Source organism: Legionella norrlandica (assembly GCF_000770585.1).
In the GTDB taxonomy this organism is placed as follows: domain Bacteria; phylum Pseudomonadota; class Gammaproteobacteria; order Legionellales; family Legionellaceae; genus Legionella; species Legionella norrlandica.
Genome location: NZ_JNCF01000136.1, coordinates 1 through 407, shown reverse-complemented (window position 1 = coordinate 407; position 407 = coordinate 1). Strand labels below are relative to the sequence as shown.

Genomic DNA, 407 nt, shown 5'->3' with positions numbered 1-407 from the left:
TTAAAAAAATATAATTTGTTATTGAGCTTGTGGTATGTGAGCGAGAAAGCTTTTTTAAAATCGGCGAAACTATCCCTGCGCTTACTTCGATCTCGACTACCTACTGTTTTTTATTTACACATATATTCTTGTTTTAGGACTAATCATTGTTCTTGTGTTCATATCTTGGCCCGATTCCTGTGGTCCCTAACATGGCTCTCATCGGAGTGGCGTATAAGCACTTCTCTCCTCAGTGTAGTGACTAATCATTTGCTCTAGGTGCTTTATCCTGTCTTCTAAAATCGCCACGGCTTGCTCATAACCAGCAGGGTAAGTTTTCCCTAATGCTGAATAAGCTGTTGCCTTTCGATGCACCTTTAAGAGTAAATCCAGATCTTCAATGGCCTGTTGATAGGTAGGATCTTCGG

The 407-nt window shown here is 40.5% G+C and carries 1 protein-coding gene; it reads right to left on the bottom strand.

The annotated features are described in order from the left end of the window. Nucleotides 1-198: 198 nt before the first annotated feature. Nucleotides 199-407 (bottom strand): hypothetical protein (locus OK13_RS14680; RefSeq protein ID WP_035891777.1); only part of this gene is annotated, 209 nt, incomplete at its 5' end.